17 protein-coding genes are annotated in these 14,639 nt (G+C 37.7%); 8 read left to right on the forward strand and 9 right to left on the reverse strand.

The annotated features are described in order from the left end of the window. Positions 1-12 precede the first annotated feature (12 nt). Positions 13-600, reverse strand: coding sequence for a recombination mediator RecR (recR, locus tag LS68_RS01380; RefSeq protein ID WP_034369682.1), 588 nt, complete (start codon positions 598-600; stop codon positions 13-15). Positions 601-773: 173 nt separating this feature from the next. On the opposite strand from recR, the gene dnaJ reads away from it, so the two are divergent. Further along, a complete protein-coding gene (gene dnaJ / locus LS68_RS01385; protein ID WP_034369680.1) occupies positions 774-1,925 on the forward strand; it encodes a molecular chaperone DnaJ in 1,152 nt (383 codons plus the stop codon). Positions 1,926-2,260: 335 nt separating this feature from the next. On the opposite strand, the gene uvrB is transcribed toward dnaJ, so the two are convergent. After that, positions 2,261-4,237: an excinuclease ABC subunit UvrB gene (gene uvrB, locus LS68_RS01390; RefSeq protein ID WP_034369678.1), complete on the reverse strand. Its 1,977-nt coding sequence runs from the start codon at positions 4,235-4,237 to the stop codon at positions 2,261-2,263. 80 nt (positions 4,238-4,317) lie between these two features. On the opposite strand from uvrB, the gene LS68_RS01395 reads away from it, so the two are divergent. The 7 genes from LS68_RS01395 (at position 4,318) to acpS (ending at position 8,863) form a co-directional block, all read left to right on the forward strand. Continuing rightward, the gene (locus LS68_RS01395; protein ID WP_034369675.1) at positions 4,318-4,539 is read left to right on the forward strand and encodes a hypothetical protein; all 222 of its coding nucleotides are present in this window, start codon (positions 4,318-4,320) and stop codon (positions 4,537-4,539) included. Then, positions 4,539-4,823 carry a hypothetical protein gene (locus LS68_RS01400; RefSeq protein ID WP_034369674.1) on the forward strand — a complete coding sequence of 95 codons (285 nt, stop codon included), beginning with the start codon at positions 4,539-4,541 and terminating at the stop codon, positions 4,821-4,823. Before LS68_RS01395 ends, LS68_RS01400 begins: the two co-directional genes overlap by 1 nt. After that, entirely contained in the window at positions 4,820-6,730 is a 1,911-nt protein-coding gene (locus tag LS68_RS01405) for a primosomal protein N' (RefSeq protein WP_034369672.1), read from the forward strand. Before LS68_RS01400 ends, LS68_RS01405 begins: the two co-directional genes overlap by 4 nt. Positions 6,731-6,799: 69 nt before the next feature. Further along, positions 6,800-7,225, forward strand: a complete 426-nt coding sequence (locus tag LS68_RS01410) for a hypothetical protein (RefSeq protein ID WP_052100156.1) — start codon at positions 6,800-6,802, stop codon at positions 7,223-7,225. A gap of 12 nt (positions 7,226-7,237) precedes the next feature. Beyond that, entirely contained in the window at positions 7,238-7,828 is a 591-nt protein-coding gene (gene rsmD, locus LS68_RS01415) for a 16S rRNA (guanine(966)-N(2))-methyltransferase RsmD (protein ID WP_034369670.1), read from the forward strand. Continuing rightward, positions 7,828-8,397 (forward strand): flagellar basal body-associated protein FliL, encoded by a 570-nt coding sequence (gene fliL, locus LS68_RS01420; RefSeq protein ID WP_034369668.1) that lies wholly within the window; start codon positions 7,828-7,830, stop codon positions 8,395-8,397. The genes rsmD and fliL overlap by 1 nt, the downstream gene beginning before the upstream one ends. A 1-nt stretch (position 8,398) precedes the next feature. After that, on the forward strand, positions 8,399-8,863 hold the full coding sequence (acpS, locus tag LS68_RS01425; protein WP_034369666.1) for a holo-ACP synthase: 465 nt from the start codon (positions 8,399-8,401) through the stop codon (positions 8,861-8,863). 43 nt (positions 8,864-8,906) lie between these two features. Here the strand turns inward: acpS and motB are convergent, their stop codons facing one another. The 7 genes from motB to LS68_RS01460 all read right to left on the reverse strand — a co-directional run bounded on the left by motB (position 8,907) and on the right by LS68_RS01460 (position 14,509). Continuing rightward, the gene (motB, locus tag LS68_RS01430) at positions 8,907-9,656 is read right to left on the reverse strand and encodes a flagellar motor protein MotB (protein ID WP_034369664.1); all 750 of its coding nucleotides are present in this window, start codon (positions 9,654-9,656) and stop codon (positions 8,907-8,909) included. A gap of 11 nt (positions 9,657-9,667) precedes the next feature. Then, positions 9,668-10,438: a flagellar motor stator protein MotA gene (gene motA, locus LS68_RS01435; protein WP_034369662.1), complete on the reverse strand. Its 771-nt coding sequence runs from the start codon at positions 10,436-10,438 to the stop codon at positions 9,668-9,670. 58 nt (positions 10,439-10,496) lie between these two features. Further along, positions 10,497-11,168: an MBL fold metallo-hydrolase gene (locus tag LS68_RS01440; RefSeq protein ID WP_241993642.1), complete on the reverse strand. Its 672-nt coding sequence runs from the start codon at positions 11,166-11,168 to the stop codon at positions 10,497-10,499. Continuing rightward, entirely contained in the window at positions 11,122-11,511 is a 390-nt protein-coding gene (rpsI, locus tag LS68_RS01445; RefSeq protein ID WP_034369658.1) for a 30S ribosomal protein S9, read from the reverse strand. Before rpsI ends, LS68_RS01440 begins: the two co-directional genes overlap by 47 nt. Before the next feature lie 10 nt (positions 11,512-11,521). Beyond that, entirely contained in the window at positions 11,522-11,950 is a 429-nt protein-coding gene (gene rplM, locus LS68_RS01450) for a 50S ribosomal protein L13 (RefSeq protein WP_034369656.1), read from the reverse strand. Between the two features lie 104 nt (positions 11,951-12,054). Further along, positions 12,055-13,899, reverse strand: coding sequence for a menaquinone biosynthesis decarboxylase (locus tag LS68_RS01455; protein WP_034369654.1), 1,845 nt, complete (start codon positions 13,897-13,899; stop codon positions 12,055-12,057). 100 nt (positions 13,900-13,999) lie between these two features. After that, on the reverse strand, positions 14,000-14,509 hold the full coding sequence (locus tag LS68_RS01460) for a hypothetical protein (RefSeq protein WP_034369652.1): 510 nt from the start codon (positions 14,507-14,509) through the stop codon (positions 14,000-14,002). Positions 14,510-14,639 lie beyond the last annotated feature (130 nt).

A 14,639-nucleotide genomic window follows, 5' to 3' on the forward strand; every position in this document is an offset into this window, starting at 1 on the left:
CAACAAGATTCTTTAAAGTTTGACTCGTGAGCTCATAGCTCTTGAGAGCGAAAGCTGATCAATCGCATCAAGCCCAATGCCTGTTGGCACACCTTGAGCGATTTTGCTAAACTTAATCGGAGCGGAGATTTTGTCTTCGACATAAAGCATTATTGCTTCATTAGCGAGGCTGGGGGAAAGTGCAAAAATGACTTCTTCAATGTGTTCAGAGGAGATTCTCTCATTCAAAAGGGCAAAATCAATATGTTCTAAATCATTTTGTGATTCTAAGACGAAATAGCGTCCGCAAAATTCTCCCATATCTTCAATGATAAAAATATCACGCGGGTTTGCTATGATGCACAACTCACCATTAAGACGAGAATCATCAAGACAAATATCGCATATTTCACTTTCACTTAACCCAAAGCATTTTTGGCATTTTTGCACATTCATTGTGGCATTTTCAATCGCATGAGCAATATTTAGTCCTAAAAATTTATTTTCTATACTAAGCGTATAAGCCATTTTTTGCGCACTTTTTTTGCCAATGCTTGGGAGTTGCTCAAGTGCTTGCACAAGATCATAAAATGCTTTAAGCCCGGTTTTATACGAATACATTTATCTACCCCTTTAGGTTTAAGAAGCCAAAAAAGATTCTAAAATCAAGCAAGTTTTTATAATTTTTTGGTTGGAATATTTTTTGGATTTGTAATCATAGTTTGGCTAAATTTAATTTAGCCTTATAAAATTTTGATAGAATCTTAGGTTTTATAAAGGAAAAAGGAGTAGGTTTGGAGAATTTTGATTATTACGAGGTGTTGGGAATCTCGCGCACTGCAGATAAGGAAAGTATCAAAAAGGCTTATCGCAAAATGGCACTCAAATATCACCCCGATAGAAATCCTGATGACAAAGAGGCTGAAGAAAATTTTAAACGCATCAATGAAGCTTATGAAGTGTTGAGCGATGATTCTAAGCGTCAAATTTATGATAAATATGGTAAAGAAGGCTTACAAAATTCAGGTTTTAGCGGCTTTAGCGGACGTGATTTTAGTGATATTTTTGGAGATTTGGGTTCGATTTTTGAATCTGCTTTCGGTGGAAGTTTTGCTTTTGGCGGCAAACGCACAGGAAATGAAGGAAAATATCAGCTTGATGAGTTGATTGGTGTTGATTTGAGTTTTAAAGAAGCGGTTTTTGGGTGTAAAAAAGAAATCACACATCGTTATAAAGTCGCTTGTGAAGATTGCAAAGGCACAGGCGCAAAAGATGGTCGTTTGAATACTTGTCCGGATTGTGGAGGGAAAGGGCAAGTATTTATGCGACAAGGTTTTATGACATTTGCACAAACTTGTCCAAAGTGTAAGGGTGCAGGGCAAAGTGCTGCAGAGAATTGTCCAAAATGCAAAGGGAATGGCTATGCAATGCGTGAGGAAAAATTTGAAGTCAGTATCCCCGAAGGTATTGATGATGGTCAGAGAATCCGCATCACGGGTCGAGGTAATGCGGATAAAAATGGCAAAAGAGGAGATTTGTATATTTCAGTGAGTGTGGCTGAAGATGAAGTCTTTGTGCGTGATGGAGAAAATGTCTATATTGAAGTGCCAGTATTTTTTACTTCTATCGTATTGGGAACAACACTTAAAATCCCTTCTTTGCGAGGCGAATTGGAATTAAAAATACCGCCTAATACAAAAGATAAAGCGCAGTTTGTATTTGATAATGAAGGCATTAAAGATGTCAATAGTGCTTACAGAGGAAAGTTTGTCGCACAAATCAAAATCACTTATCCCCCTAAGTTAAACGCTAAGCAAAAGGCTCTTGTAGAAGAGCTCCAAGAGAGTTTTGGGATTGAAAGTGAGCCTTATAAGAATCTGTTTGAGGAATGTTTTGCAAAAATCAAGCAATGGCTGCATCATAATAAGGGCGAGAAAGATTCTTAAATCTATCTGATTCGTTTAAGGTATGGCTTTAGATTCTGTGCGTTTGTCGTATCTTTAATAGAATCTATATTAGAATCTTCGCAAGTATTAATGAAGAGATATTTGACAAAAAGATTTTTGTTCCCGCAAGCGAGGCGGTTGAAGAGATTGATAAGATACTTTGCGCATTTTATGCGTCATAGAATCTTTGAGATTTGGGGACGATGGATAGAAATCTTCTGTAATAATGTATCGCTAAGATTCTAGAATCTCGCTAAATATTATAAAATATTCAAGAATAAAATTGAGAAGTTTGAGATTCTAAAATCTTAGAAAATGTGTAAGGGGTTTTATCCTTACAGACTGCGGATTTTTGCGATTTCATCACGGAATCTTGCCGCTTCTTCAAAATCAAGCCGTTTTGCTGCTTCGTGCATTTTTTTGGTAAGTTCCTTAACAATGCTTTCGCGTTCAGCTTTGGGAATCTTATGGCGATTTTTTTCATAAAGTTTAGACAATCCGCTACTTTCGATTTTAAGCTCTTCTTCGAGATTTCTTTGAACGCTTGTGGGCGTGATATGATGCAGTTGATTAAATGCTTCTTGTTTGGCTCGGCGATAGTCAGTAATATCAAATGCTTTTTGCATTGATTGGGTGATTTTTTTAGCATACAAAATCACCTTGCCCTCGACATTTCTTGCGGCTCTTCCCATTGTCTGAATAAGGCTTGTTTCAGAACGCAAGAATCCCTCTTTGTCTGCGTCCATAATAGCAATCAAGCTCACTTCAGGTAAGTCTAAGCCTTCACGCAAAAGATTGATACCAATCAGCACATCAAATTCTCCAAGTCTCAAAGAGCGTATAAGATGATTGCGTTCAATCGCATCAATATCGCTGTGCATATAGCGCACCTTGATGCCTAGCTCTGTGTAATATTTGCTTAGTTCTTCTGCCATTTTTTTGGTCAAGGTTGTGATAAGCACGCGTTGCTCTTTAGCAATACGCACTTTAATCTCATCAAACAAATCAAGCACTTGAGAATCAGAATCTCGCACCTCATAAAGTGGGTCAAGCAAGCCTGTGGGTCGTATGATTTGTTCGGCAATATGTTCTTTGCTAAGATCGAGTTCTTTTTGTGATGGTGTTGCGGAGACAAAGAGAAAATGCGGGGCTTTAGTGATAAATTCATCAAAACGCAAAGGGCGATTATCAAGTGCGCTAGGTAATCGGAATCCGTATTCGACAAGCACTTCTTTGCGGCTTCTATCACCGGCATACATACCGCCGAATTGTGGTAAGCTCACATGAGATTCATCGACAATGACTAAATAAGGTTTGCCCTTTTGTTCGAAATAATCTAATAGCGAGTAAGGTGTTTCCCCCGGAGCTTTACCTGTGAGATGTCGTGCGTAGTTTTCAATCCCCTTGCAAATGCCAGATTCTCGTATCATTTCCAAATCAAACTCTGTGCGACCTTTTAGTCGTTGATATTCTATTTGTTTGTCTTGTGCGAGAAATTCTTGCAATCTCTTATCAAGTTCGTTCTCAATATTTTTCAGTGCAGTTTGCAAACGATCTGCCCCTACGATAAAAGGATTAGCCGCATACAGCACAAAAGATTCTAATGAGGTGAGTTTGACGCGCTCAATAGAATCAAAAACAGCAATATGCTCAATCTCATCACCAAAGAATTCAATGCGGATAAATTCATTTTCATTATAGGCAGGAAAAATATCAATCACTTCTCCATTGACACGAAAATCTCCGCGTTCAAAAACACTATCATTCCGTGTGTAACCCATATCGACAAGTTTGACTAAAAAATCTTTTTGCTTTCGTTCTTGTCCAACTTCAATTTTTTCAATCATTGTGAGATATTCTTTGGGATTACCTAATCCATAGTTTGCAGAAACGCTTGCGACTACAATCACATCATCATAGGCTAAAAGTGAAGTAGTAGCCGAAAGGCGCAATCGCTCTAAATCTTCATTGATGCTTGAATCTTTTTCAATAAATAAATCCCTTCGGGGGATATATGCTTCGGGCTGATAATAATCAAAATGAGAGATAAAGTATTCGACATGATTTTTGGGAAAAAATCCTTTAAATTCACTATAAAGCTGCGCAGCAAGGGTTTTATTATGTGTCATAATAAGCGTGGGAATCTTGAGATTAGCAATAATATTTGCCATTGTGAAAGTTTTTCCGCTCCCTGTAACACCTACTAATGTTGTGTATTTTGCATTGTCTTTGATAGAATCTGTGATTTTAGCAATAGCTTGGGGTTGATCACCCGCAGGTGCGTATTTGGCATTCAGAATAAAATTTGCCATTAAAATATATCCTACCTTGCGTTATTTTGGTGTAATTTGTGTTAGAATTATACTTTATTTTAATAACCAAAGGATAGTTTATGAGCGGTGTGATGGAAAAATTGTCCCAAAAGATTGAAGAGATGCTTGCAAAAATCGCAAGTCAAAAAAATGAAATCGAAACCTTACAGCTTGAAATTTCCTCTCTTAAGGCACAAAACGAAGCTAAAGATAGTCAGATTTCAAGTCTTTATGAAGAAATTGCCAACAAAGATCAAGGTTTTGAGAATCTTTTTGCAAAGATTGATGAAGGGCTTAGATAATGGCTCAAGAAACCATAGAAATTTCTTTAGCGCAAAAACGTTTTAATATCACGCTTGATCCTCTGCTTGATGAGGCAAAAGCAGAAGTCAAAGCACTTTTTGCAAATGAAGTTGATGTCGATATTATTACGCTTTTGAAAGCTTATATCACCAAAACTCAAGAATACGCTCGAATCTGCCAATCATTAGAGGCACTTTATGCAAATATTGAAAAAAGCCAAGAAATTGGCACAAAAGATCAAGAGTGTATCAAAATCCAGAGTGTTGAGAATCCTCATTCTTGAATTATTATCTCATCGCGCCCCTAGGGCAAAATTCTCCACTTTTGACCTATGCTTGCGATGAGTCTTGTCAGATTGGGCAAATTTGCCTCATACCTCTCAAAAGCAAAACGACACAAGGCGTTGTTTTATCCGCTACCTCTAAACCTGATTTTGAATGTAAAATCGCTACCAAAACAACTTCTTATTTTTTACCCAATCAACAGCTTTTGGCGCATTTTATTGCATCTTATTATTGTGCGAGTATCGGTGAGAGTTATAAGCTTTTTACGCCTTTTGATGCAGTATTAGAATCTCAAATAATATTTGAAGAAGTGAGAGATTTGACACTTCAGCCTTTAAGCGAATCCCAAAATAAAGCATTGGCTTTTTTGCAAACACATCACAACCCTTTGCTTTTTGGCGATACAGGGAGCGGAAAAACAGAAATTTATATTCATTTGATCGCGCAAACTTTGGCTCAAGGGAAGAATGCTTTGTTTTTAATGCCAGAAATTTCTCTCACACCACAGATTGAAGCGCGTTTAAGGAAAATTTTTGGGCAAAAAGTAGGAATATGGCATAGCAAAATCACACAACGCAAAAAACAAGAGATGCTCCTTAAGCTTGCACAAGGTCAGATACGCGTTATCGCAGGTGCAAGAAGTGCATTATTTTTGCCTATATTCTCTTTAGGGTTGGTCATAGTCGATGAAGAACATGATGATGCGTATAAGTCCCAAACACGCCCACGATACAATGCACGCGATGTGGCACTTTATCTTGGTGCGAAAAATGAGGTTAAAATTGTTTTGGGGTCAGCTACCCCTAGCCTCAATAGTTATTATCGTGCTACAAATGATAAAAATATGTATCGTTTGAAGGGGCAGTATTTTAACGCGCATAAAACTTTTACTTTTGAATCTCCTCATTTGCCTACAGATTTGTATCAGAATGATTGGGGATTGAGTGCGTCTTTGGTGTCAAAAATGCAGAAAGTTTTGGATAGACAGGAGCAAATTATTGTTTTTTTACCCACACGCGCTAATTATAAAATGCTTTTGTGTGAAAAATGTGGAGAAGGGATAAAATGTGAATTTTGTGCAGTAAATATGAGTTTGCATACGGATAAAAATGCTCTTATATGCCATTATTGCCATTGGAGTAAGCCTATAATGAGCGTGTGTCCGCATTGTCTTTCTCCAACATTGCGTTCATTGCGTATTGGCACGGCTGAAGTTGCAAAATATTTGTGTGAGATTTTTCCAAAAAAGCGGATTGAAGTCTTTGATAGGGATCATATCACTACACATCGTAAGCTTACAAGAGTTCTTGAAGATTTTAATAACGGCGAGATTGATATTTTAGTAGGCACACAAATGCTAAGTAAGGGACATGATTATCATAAAGTGAATCTTGCTGTGATTTTAGGGATTGATTATATTTTAGGGGCGAGTGATTATCGTGGTAGCGAACGAGCTTTAAGTCTAATGTATCAGATTGCGGGGCGTAGCGGACGAAAACATCATGGTGAAGTGTATATTCAAAGTGCTAAGAGTGATTTTTTAGAGAAATTTATAGCAGATTATGAAATTTTTTTGCGTTATGAATTATCCACACGCCCGAAGCTTTACCCTCCTTATATGCGATTGGCAAACATTACTTTTGCGCATCATATTGAATCTAGAGCTTCTCAAGCTCTTTATCAATCTCTTGAGATTCTGCAAAGAAAGCCACATAGTGAGGTTGAGATTGTCGGTCATTCCCGAGCGATGATTCAGAGATTATACGGGAAGTTTCGTTTTGTCCTTTTACTCCGCTCTCATTCTCCTCGCGCACTTCTTGATACATTGCATTATTTTATCTCCCAAAGCCCTCCAGAGCTACAAAGAATCTACGAAATTGATATTGACCCTTTAAATGTGTTGTGAAAGTATATTTGGTTTTTTAGGTTACTTTTAGATACAATTTAAGATGTTATTATCATCAGGGAGGAAGTTATGAAAATCGCTCTAAAGTGTCAATCCCCGCTATTGGAGAGTAGCTTGACAATGTTTTTAAGAGATCATATTGTGTGCGAAGAAGAATGCGATTTTGTTATCAGCGATGAGCTTATAGAGAGTAATAAGGCAGTATGTTTGATAAATGATAGAGAAGATTCTCATATCCGCAAACCTTTCACAAAAGAAGGTTTGCTTGAAGATTTACATCGATTTTACGAAACAATTACGCTCAACCCTCCTTTGAAAAATACACTTGAAGTATCGTCTGCTCAAGAATCTTTGCAAGATTTTGTGCCTCTAATGTCTCCACCAAATTATCCGCATAGTGAGCATACACAAGATTTGCAAGAGCAGATTCAAAAGCTTGCTCAAGAGTTTGCCCAAAAAGTGATTGCATTAGTTCAGAATCCTTCATACAAATGATAGACGCAGGCAATGAATTTTAAAATCACGACAGGCATATTAAAGAATCTTCCTTTAACGCTTAATCCAAATCCCTCCACGCGTCCCACAAAGTCCATTGTGAGGCAATCATGCTTTAATACTATTGGTTCAGAAATTATCGAAAGTGTGTTTATTGAGGGCTTTGGTGGTTGTGGCTCAATGGGGATTGAAGCTCTTTCGCGTGGAGCAAGCAGAGCGATATTTTTTGAAAAAGACGCTTTTGCCTATGAGATTCTTTTAGAGAATCTTGCACTTGCCAACAAAAGAGAATCTTCCCTTGTCTTTCAGGCTTATAATGCTGATTTTTTCACTGCTTTTTGGAATCTCCAAAAGGCAATTCTGTCTGCACACAATGTGATTTTATACCTTGACCCACCTTTTTGTATTCGTAAAGGAATGGAGGATATTTATGAACAATGTTTTACATTCATACAAAGTTTGGAGCAAGGTTTTGTGAATTTAATTGTTTTTGAACATTGGAGTGAGTATAATATACCTCATTTTATTGGAGATTTTGCTTTGTATAAAACGCGCAAGTTTGGCAAAACAACTCTCACTTATTATTTACTAAAGGACGCATAATGGCAGAAGAAGAAAAAGCAGCCGAGAAGAGTAGCGGAGAAAAAAAGAGTAAAGCAATTTTATTTGTTGTGATAGGAATCGTTTTTGTTTTGTTGTTGTTGATAGGGATTTTAGTCGCTGTGATGCTTGGAGGAGGCGGAGATGAAGAGGCTCATAATGAAGCTCAAGTCGAAGTCGTGCAAGAGCAGCAAGCTCCTACTCAACAAGCAGCGAAAATTATTGTAGGTAATACCGTTACAGCAAGAAGTTCTGATCGTTTGAAACCCGGACCTATTTATCCAATCCCTACAGATTTTACGGTGAATCTGATGACGCAGACAGGCAAACGATACCTTAAAACAAGTATCAGTCTTGAGATTGATAAGCCCGAGACTGAACCAGAGATCACAACAAAATTGCCCATCATCACTGATACGATTATTGAGATTCTCTCATCAAAATCACTTGAAGATGTTTCTACAGCAAAAGGTAAGAATCGTGTTAAAGATGAGATTGTCAAGCGCATTAATGAATTTTTACTTGATGGGCAAGTAAGGGATTTATTCTTTACACAATTTGTTGTGAGCTAAGTTGATAGGTATTGATATTGTCCAAATCGCTCGTATGGAGCGATTGATAAAAAGATTTGGTGAAAGAGGGCTTCATCGCTTTCTTTCACTAGATGAAATCGCGCTTTGTATGCGTTATCCTGAAGATGCACAAACATATCGAACATATCAAAATTTACATAATGAGAATTTACAATCACATGCTGTTTTATCTCCCGCTTTTATAGAGAGTTTATTCCATACAGATAGAATCAATGTCGCTCGTGTCGCTGGATTTTGGGCTGCAAAAGAGGCATTTTCAAAAGCTTTGGGTGTGGGTATCGGGTATGAATTAGGGTTTTTGGATATGATTGTTACTAAAGATTCGAAAAATGCTCCACACATCACGCTCACAAAATCCAAACAAACTTATTTTAAAATCAAACAAAGTGCATTAAGCATTACTCATGACGGAGGGTTTGTCATTGCTGCTGTGATATGTCTATGAAGTTTTACAGAATCTTGACAAAGATTCTGTAAAATTTAGAAAGTTATTGCCCTTGCAATGTTTCCTCAAGGATTGATTGAGCGACAGGAGCATCTTTAGGATCGACAAAGAAAAAGATTTCTACGCGATTATTTTTCGCACGATTTACAAGACTATCGTTGGGCACAATAGGCTGATGTTGTCCGTAACCTGAAAATGAAATTTTGTCCGCAGATATGCCGTTTTTGATCAAATGTTTCATCACAGTTAGGCTTCTTGCTGATGAAAGCTCATAGTTATCCTTATAACGCGATCCAATAGGCAAAGCAGAATCATCTGTGAAGCCTCTCACATCAATTTTGACATAGTCTGGGAGTTTTTTGATGATGGCAGTGATGCGTTGTAAATATAAAAATACATCACTATCGGTGATTTCTGCACTTCCTGCTTCAAAGAAGAGATTGGAAGGTAGGCGTAAAGACATACCCATTTCCATCTGTTCGAGAATCCCACCTTCTTCTGCCATTTGTTCAATATCAGCTGTCGTAACCGAAGAGTTGAGCGTTTGCGCTCCACTTTCGCTTTCAATTTCAGTCTCACTTATGTCTTCTTCATTTGTAGGAAGTGGGGCGGTGAGTGTGAAATCAAAAATCTTGACAAATTCTGTTTTGACTGCTTCAGCATCTGATTCACTTGTCGATGAAATCGCCCAAAGTGCAATAAAGAGCGCAAGTAGAAGTGAAAGGAAGTCCGCATAAGGGACAGCCCATTTTTCTCCTGCAGGGCATTCCGGACATTTTTTCTTTTTAGACATTTTGATTGCTCTTATTCAAATTGTGAGACTTTTGGCTCACCCGGTGGGATAAATCCTAATAGTTTCTCTTCAAGGTTACGAGGGTTATCACCATTGGCGATACCTACCACACCCTCTAAAACGATTGTTTTTTCTTTCATAATTTCTTTGGATTTTGCAATCATTTTGTGTCCCCATGGACCAAATAGCGCATAAGAACAGAAAATCCCTGTAACCGTTGCGGTAAATGCTCCCGAAATACCAGCAGCCATTGCTTTTGGGTCATCAAGTAATTGTAAGGCAAGAATAAGCCCGCAAACCGCTCCGACAAGTCCCATAGTAGGACATGTTTCAGCGTATAATATCCAAAAGTGAGCCGAGCCATGATAGTATTCTTCCAAAGATTCTATTTGCACTTCCATATCTTCACGCACCGCACCTGCATCTCTTCCATCAATAATCATTGAAAGTGCTTGACGCATAAAATCATCTTCAATCTGCGCTGCTTTTCCTTCGAGGGAAAGCACCCCATCTTTTCTTGCTAAAGTTGAGAGTTCAACAAGTGTGCGTATGGTTTCATTATAATTAACGCCTGTTGAACCAAAGATAATTTTTATTTCTTTAAGTGCGCCCTTGATGTGTGAGCCATGTGTAGCTGCTACAGCTGCAGCACCAGCAGTAGGGATAATAATGATGAGTGAGCTAAGGTGGATAAGATGTAAAGGGTTACCACCTTCCAAAATATCGCCTACTGAAATACTTGCAATAGCTCCTATAAGTCCCAAAATAGATGTTAAATCCATTATGCACCTCTCTAAATATTATTTAAACAAAAAGCAAAAAACATTCCTTCCTTGCGGATTATGCACTCAAATGTTTAATCCAAAATTGCACATTTGTTTGTTCATCATGAAGATTTGTAGGAATCCCATGACCGGGATAAATGATTTTGTTTGGATTGTTGGGTATTGCTTGAAAACGTATCAGAGAATCAAGCATATCTTGAGTGCTTGAATAGGGAAAATCACTGCGCCCAATAGAACGATGGAAGATAAAATCCCCGCTAAAAAAATTGTCTTGAATCTCAACCATAGAGCAGCCCGGCGTATGTCCGGGAAAATGATAGAATCTTACCTTGACACCTTCAAAATCCATATCTTGAATTGTTTTATCGCATTCGACCATGATGTCAGCCTTGCTAGGTAATACTCCTGTGCCAAAGCAATCAGATTCTAACATAAAACAATCAAGTTTAGGACATACGAGAGGTGTGTGAGGAAAATATTCTTTTAAAGCGGCATTACTCCATATATGATCAAAATGCCCGTGTGTGTTGAGGATTGCAAGAGGATGAGGAGCGTTTTGGATTACCCATTGTGTCGCTCCCATTCCTGCATCAATGATAATTTCCCCTTGGGGAAATTTGCAAATATAACAATTTGTTTGATATTCGCCAAAAGCTTGAGATAAAATTTCCACGAGAATCTTATCTTTTTGAGAATTGTGGGCTTCGGCGAGCTTTGCGCTTACCATATTTTTTACGTTCAACAACTCTTGAATCTCGAGTAAGGAGACCTTTTGGCTTGAGAATTGCTCTAAAGGCAATATCGTAGTTATTTAACGCTTTAGAAATACCATGTCGCAATGCTTCAGCTTGTGCAGAATAACCTCCACCAAAAGTTACGGCATTAATATCAACTGATTTTTCTTGTTTTGTAAGAATCAAAGGTTGCATAACTTTCATTTTAATTGCTTCGTGCCCACCAAGCCATTCATTAAGGCTTTGCCCGTTAATAGTGAGTTTGCCACTGCCATTATTGAGCCAAACTTTTGCGATTGCTGTTTTTCTTTTTCCTGTTGCATAAACTTTTGCCATACTTTATCCCTTATTTTGAACTTTTGGAGACTTGCGCACTATGAGGATGTTCGCTGCCTCTATATACTTTGAGTTTTTTAAGCATTGCTCGACCAAGTTTGTTCTTAGGTAACATACCTCGCACTGCAAGGTGATAGAGTTTTTCGGGATTCTTATCAAGCATTTCTTGCAATGTTTTGCTTTTGGTGCTACCAAAATATCCTGAATGCGTAAAGTATTCTTTATCTTGAAGTTTCATACCTGAAAACTTGACTTCAGCAGCGTTAATCACTACGACAAAATCACCACAATCAATATGAGGGGTGAAACAAGGTTTATGTTTGCCACGCAAAAGTGTAGCAATTTGGGCAATCAAGCGACCAAAAGTTTGACCTTTTGCATCTAGCACAACCCATTGGCGATTAATATCGCTTTCTGTGGCTATTTTTGTTAATTCCATTGTTTTTCCTTACGAATTTAAAAGTTGATACAAAGATGCAGATTCTAAATCAATTTATCTTAAATATCCATTAAGTTAAGTAAATTTTAATATTAATACAGAATCTAGCCTAAAATTTGAAATTTTTCTAAAAATGCTTGATCAATATCTTTTAATAGCCCCTTTTCTTGTAACGATTCAATCACTGCTGGGGTGCAGTTCGTTTCTTTAGGCCATTCTCGTAAATGTCCATCGCATTGGTTTTTATCAGTCGCGTCAATAAAAATGAGATTCTGTATAATGACTATATCACGCTTAGCATCAATGTGATTGACAATGCGCCAAGTGAGCATATAAGGGTTTGATAAGTCATTTTTATCAGAATCAACCAAGATGATAATGCTCATTGCGTTTTGCACAGAATCAAATTTATTAGGATTAGCACGAATGTAGGTAGTGAGACTATCTTGTTTTTCTACGGCAATAATGCTTATAGGATTAGATGTGTGTGCAAAGTATTGTTTGAGGGCTTTAGCTTGAGGCATGCAGGGGGCAAAAAGTTCCCATAGTTTTTTATCATCATAATGAATAAAATCAAGCTTTTGCATAGGTGTGATTGCTTCAACGCCTAGTTTGCCTCCTGTGCCATAATGTGGGCTTGAATGATCAAGCGCATCGCAAATGCCTTCTGTGATGAGAAGAGATTGAGGAGAAAATCGTTCAAGAATATAATTGCCCAATGCCTCGTAATCAGCTAAATCTGGCGCATCTTCACCCACAAAGATAGCATGTTTGACAAAGCTCATTTGTCCCACACCCCAAAAATTGTGCATAATTTGTTTGCTGTGTGAGGGATAATCAGACTTAACTTTAGCAAAAATAAGGTTATGAAATACGCCATTTTCAGGCATATGATAATCCATTAACCCATGTGCCGTCATTTTTAAGAGTGGCAAAAACACGCGTTCTGTCAAATATCCCATATATTTGTCTTCTAAAGGTGGTTTTCCAACAACGGTGGCAGGATAAATAGGCTTTTTACGCATTGTAATAGCACTCACTTCAAGCACCGGATAAGGTTCAATAGGCGTATAGAATCCTGTATGATCTCCAAAAGGTCCTTCATCATGCATTTGACTAGGATCTACCCAACCTTCAATCACAATATCGACATCACTGGGCACATAAAGAGGATTGGTGATACAACGCGAAAGTTTGGGTCTTTTGCCGCGTATGAATCCATAAAGCATCAGCTCGAAAATACCCATTGGCAACGGAGCTTGCCCACACCAAATATATAAAGGGTCTCCACCCAACGCAATGCTTACAGGCATCTTTTTCCCGGCTTTTTTGTATTTGAGGAAGAAATGTTGTGAATCTTTATGTATTTGCCAATGCAAACCTAAATGATTGCGGTCATAAACTTGTAAGCGATACATTCCTAGATTCTTTTTTTTGCCATTGAGGCTTTGTGTATAGACTTGCCCCATTGTGATAAATGCTCCCCCATCATGCTCCCAAGTCGTGAGTATGGGTAGATCAAAAAGATTAATCTGTGAATCTTGCAAGATAACTTCTTGACAAGCCCCTCTTTTTTTTATGTATTTGGGAAAAATATGACGCAAAGCAAGCACATCTTTGAATTTTTGATAAGCATCTTTGAGATTTTTTGGGGGAGTAAAACGCAAAAGATTCTCTATGCGCTTTGTGATATGAGGGATAGGCTGTGTGAGCAAAAGATTTAATCTCGAATAAGAGCCAAATACATTCATTAAAACAGGTGTATCAAATGTTTGATTGCGTTTTGCACAAATAGGGCGAGTGAATAAAAGAGCTTTGCTGTGAGGCTTCTTGACTTCTAAATAAGCAAGGTGAGGAATTTGTAAATCAATATCTAAAGGCTCATCAATAATAGTAATTTCATCGTATTCTTTGAGGTATTCAATCAGTGAGTGAGAATCAAAATTCATTTAATCTCCAAAATATAACTATAGACTAATAGACAAAAACACAGAATCTGCGTGGCTCGCTCTGATTCTGTGTTTCAAGATTCTAAAAATTAAAGAAATTTTAGAAATGTAAAGCTACAAGTCCTTGAATGCTGTGCATTGTTTGGCTTTGAGATGTAGCGTCATAGTCGGGAGCTTGATAAGTATAAAGCACACCAAGAGAAACAGGAATAAAGTTGATTTTAAGTTTTAAACCAACATTATAAGCCATAGTGTCTTTAAAATATTTGTTAAAGCTTGAATAATTCACACCAATATAAGGTGTTAGTCGTGCAACGAAAAGCCCGATGTTATATCCCACAGACAAACCATATTGGGTGTTTGAATAGTTGCTATTCCATTTGTTGTAATCGTATTTGACTTGAGGAGCTACGACAACATTAAATGCTCCCAACCATACTCTTGCAAAACCACCATAGTTTGTCGCATCATCACCCGTATCTTTTAGCTTTGTCATACCGCCAGCAAAACCAATTTCTGGGCTGACCTCAAGTCCTGCAACACTCATCGCATTAACTGAACTGATTCCGAAAACTGCACTCATAAGCATCATTAGTAGATATTTTTTCATAAAGCAAACTCCTTAACATTTGATGAAACTGAGCGGTGATTATAACTAAAAATTTGCGAAATTGCAAAATAACCTAATATTGTGAAACAATTTTACAAAATAGCATTTTATGTCTCTAAAAGTAAGCGGT

The organism is Helicobacter sp. MIT 05-5293 (assembly GCF_000765665.2).
Classification (GTDB): domain Bacteria; phylum Campylobacterota; class Campylobacteria; order Campylobacterales; family Helicobacteraceae; genus Helicobacter_C.

Bases quoted from the DNA above. Each gene is read 5' to 3' on its own strand.
- recR (WP_034369682.1), bottom strand. From the start codon at position 600: ATGTATTCGTATAAAACCGGGCTTAAAGCATTTTATGATCTTGTGCAA.
- uvrB (WP_034369678.1), bottom strand. From the start codon at position 4,237: ATGGCAAATTTTATTCTGAATGCCAAATACGCACCTGCGGGTGATCAA.
- LS68_RS01395 (WP_034369675.1), top strand. From the start codon at position 4,318: ATGAGCGGTGTGATGGAAAAATTGTCCCAAAAGATTGAAGAGATGCTT.
- LS68_RS01400 (WP_034369674.1), top strand. From the start codon at position 4,539: ATGGCTCAAGAAACCATAGAAATTTCTTTAGCGCAAAAACGTTTTAAT.
- LS68_RS01410 (WP_052100156.1), top strand. From the start codon at position 6,800: ATGAAAATCGCTCTAAAGTGTCAATCCCCGCTATTGGAGAGTAGCTTG.
- rsmD (WP_034369670.1), top strand. From the start codon at position 7,238: ATGAATTTTAAAATCACGACAGGCATATTAAAGAATCTTCCTTTAACG.
- fliL (WP_034369668.1), top strand. From the start codon at position 7,828: ATGGCAGAAGAAGAAAAAGCAGCCGAGAAGAGTAGCGGAGAAAAAAAG.
- motB (WP_034369664.1), bottom strand. From the start codon at position 9,656: ATGTCTAAAAAGAAAAAATGTCCGGAATGCCCTGCAGGAGAAAAATGG.
- motA (WP_034369662.1), bottom strand. From the start codon at position 10,438: ATGGATTTAACATCTATTTTGGGACTTATAGGAGCTATTGCAAGTATT.
- LS68_RS01440 (WP_241993642.1), bottom strand. From the start codon at position 11,168: ATGGTAAGCGCAAAGCTCGCCGAAGCCCACAATTCTCAAAAAGATAAG.
- rpsI (WP_034369658.1), bottom strand. From the start codon at position 11,511: ATGGCAAAAGTTTATGCAACAGGAAAAAGAAAAACAGCAATCGCAAAA.
- rplM (WP_034369656.1), bottom strand. From the start codon at position 11,950: ATGGAATTAACAAAAATAGCCACAGAAAGCGATATTAATCGCCAATGG.
- LS68_RS01455 (WP_034369654.1), bottom strand. From the start codon at position 13,899: ATGAATTTTGATTCTCACTCACTGATTGAATACCTCAAAGAATACGAT.
- LS68_RS01460 (WP_034369652.1), bottom strand. From the start codon at position 14,509: ATGAAAAAATATCTACTAATGATGCTTATGAGTGCAGTTTTCGGAATC.